The following is a 2,563-nucleotide window of genomic DNA, read 5'->3' on the forward strand; positions in this document are numbered from 1 at the left end:
CCCGCCGCCGTCGCCGGCCGGCGAGATCGACCCGCAGCGCCAGGCGGCGCTCGACGAGCTGCGCGGCCTGCCGCGGCCCTACGACCGCGCGCCGGCCGGTCCCTGGCTGCAGGCGCTCAACGGCCTGCTCAAGCGCCTGTGCCGCGCCCACTATCCCGACAGCCACAGCCACACCCTGAGCGGGCGCGCCTGGCTGGCCTTCCTCGACAACCGCTGCCCCGCCGCCGGCCTGACCCGCTGGATGATCCTCGTCGAGGGCACCTACCGCGCCGACTGCCGCCTCGACGACAAGGCCATCGACGGCCTGCAGCAGGCGGTGGAAACCTGGATCCGCAAGCATGCTTGAGTTCGCCTGGCCGTGGATCGCCCTGCTCCTGCCGCTGCCCTGGCTGCTGCGCCTGCTGCTGCCGCCGGCCGACAGCGGCGAGGCGGCGCTGCGGGTGACCTTCCTCGACGAGCTGGAGAACCTCGGCGGCAAGCGCGCCCGGCCGCGCCTGCCAGGCTGGCGGCGCCAGGCGCCGTTCGCCCTGCTCTGGCTGCTGCTGGTGCTGGCCGCGGCGCGCCCGCAGTGGCTGGGCGAGCCGCTGCCGCTGCCCTCCAGCGGCCGCGACCTGCTGCTCGCCGTCGACGTCTCCGGCTCCATGGACTACCGCGACATGCACTGGCAGGGCGAGACGGTCAGCCGCCTGACCCTGGTGCAGCGGCTGTTCGGCGAATTCGTCGCCGGGCGCAGCGGCGACCGCATCGGCCTGATCCTGTTCGGCAGCCAGGCCTACCTGCAGGCGCCGCTGACCTTCGACCGCCAGAGCGTGCGCCAGTGGCTGGAGGAAGCGGTGGTCGGCATCGCCGGCAAGAACACCGCCATCGGCGACGCCATCGGCCTGGCGGTCAAGCGCCTGCGCCAGCGCCCGGCGGACAGCCGCGTGCTGGTGCTGATCACCGACGGCGCCAACACCGGCGGCGAGGTGGCGCCGCTGACCGCCGCGCGGCTGGCCGCCGGCGAGGGGGTGACCCTGTACACCATCGGCATCGGCGCCGACGCCGAGCAGGCCGGCGCGGTCGGCCTGTACGGCCTCAACCCCGGCCTCGACCTCGACGAGCCGCTGCTGCGCGAGCTGGCCGCGGTCACCGGCGGCCAGTATTTCCGCGCCCGCTCCCAGGACGAGCTGCGCGCCATCGCCGAGACCCTCGACCGCCTGCAGCCGGTGCTGCAGACGCCGACCACGGTGTACCGCGCCACCCCGCTGTATCCCTGGCCGCTGGCCGCGGCCGTGCTGCTCAGCCTGCTGCTGGTGGCCCACGAGCTGTGGCCGCACGGCCCGCCGCCCCTGCGCCGGAGGCGGCCATGAGCAGCCTGCTGCCGCACCTGGCCCGTCCCGCCTGGCTGCTGCTGGTGCCGCTGCTGGCCTGGCTGCTGTGGCGCCTGTGGCACCGCAAGCGCCGCCTCGGGCGCTGGCAGGCGCTGCTGCCGCCCGCCTTCCAGGCGTGGCTGCTGCATGGCGGGCGCGGCCGCCAGGACCGCCTGCCCTGGCTGCTGCTCGGCCTGGCCTGGCTGCTCGCCCTGCTCGCTCTGCTCGGCCCCGGCTGGAGCGCCGAGGAGCAGCCGGCGCAGAGCCGCGGCGACCCGCTGGTGGCGATCCTCGAACTGACCCCGGCGATGCTCGCCGAGGACATCACCCCCAACCGCCTGGAGGCGGCGCGGCGCAAGCTGCTCGACCTGCTCGCCGCGCGCGGCGAGGCGCCCACCGCCATCGTCGTCTACGCCGGCAGCGCCCACGTGCTGGTGCCGCTGTCCAACGACCTGGCCACCGCGCAGAACCTGCTGGCCGCGCTGACTCCCTCGCTGATGCCCGAACCCGGCCAGCGCGCCGACCTCGCCGTGCAGCGCGCCCTGGCCCTGCTCGACCAGGGCGCCAACGGCCACGGCCGCCTGCTGCTGCTCACCGGCGCCCTCGGCCCGAGCGAGGAGGACGGCATCCACGCCGCCCTCGACGGCCGTGCCAACCCGCTGCTGCTGCTCGGCGTCGGCACTCCGCAGGGCGCTCCGGTGCAGCTGGAGGACGGCGGCTTCCTGCGCGATGCCAGCGGCGCCATCCTGCTGCCGCGCCTGCGTGGCGAGCAGCTGGCCGGCTTCGCCGCCGAACTCGGCGGCGGCTACAGCACCCTGCGCCTGGACGACGGCGACCTCGCCAGCCTCGGCCTGCTGGCGCGCCGCGCCACGCGCGCTGACCAGGCCGAGGGCCTGCGACCGCTGTCCGGCTGGGCCGACCAGGGCCACTGGCTGCTGCTGCCGCTGCTCCTGCTGGCCGCCTGCGCCGGCCGGCGCGGCTGGCTGTTCGCCTTCGCCCTGCTGCTGGTGCAGCCGCCGCCGGCCATGGCCTTCGAACTCGAAGACCTCTGGCGGCGCCCCGATCAGCAGGGCATGCGCCTGCTCGAGGCCGACCAGCCGGCCGCCGCCGCGCAGCGCTTCCGCGACCCGCAGTGGCGCGGCATCGCCCTCTACCGGGCCGGCGACTACGCGGCCGCCGCGGCCGCCTTCGCCGCCGGCGACGATGCCGCCGCC

At 76.2% G+C, this 2,563-nt stretch carries 3 protein-coding genes; all 3 read left to right on the forward strand.

Translation table 11 applies throughout. The annotated features are described in order from the left end of the window. Positions 1-346, forward strand: a 346-nt coding sequence (locus tag E5198_RS20885; protein WP_136491823.1) for a DUF4381 domain-containing protein, incomplete at its 5' end; no start/stop codon positions are given. Continuing rightward, entirely contained in the window at positions 339-1,349 is a 1,011-nt protein-coding gene (locus tag E5198_RS20890) for a VWA domain-containing protein (RefSeq protein ID WP_136491824.1), read from the forward strand. The genes E5198_RS20885 and E5198_RS20890, both read left to right, overlap by 8 nt. After that, positions 1,346-2,563: VWA domain-containing protein (locus E5198_RS20895; protein WP_136491825.1), on the forward strand; the 1,218-nt coding region annotated here is incomplete at its 3' end. The genes E5198_RS20890 and E5198_RS20895, both read left to right, overlap by 4 nt.

The sequence above is a fragment of the Pseudomonas sp. A-1 genome, from assembly GCF_004801855.1.
Taxonomy (GTDB): Bacteria; Pseudomonadota; Gammaproteobacteria; order Pseudomonadales; family Pseudomonadaceae; genus Geopseudomonas.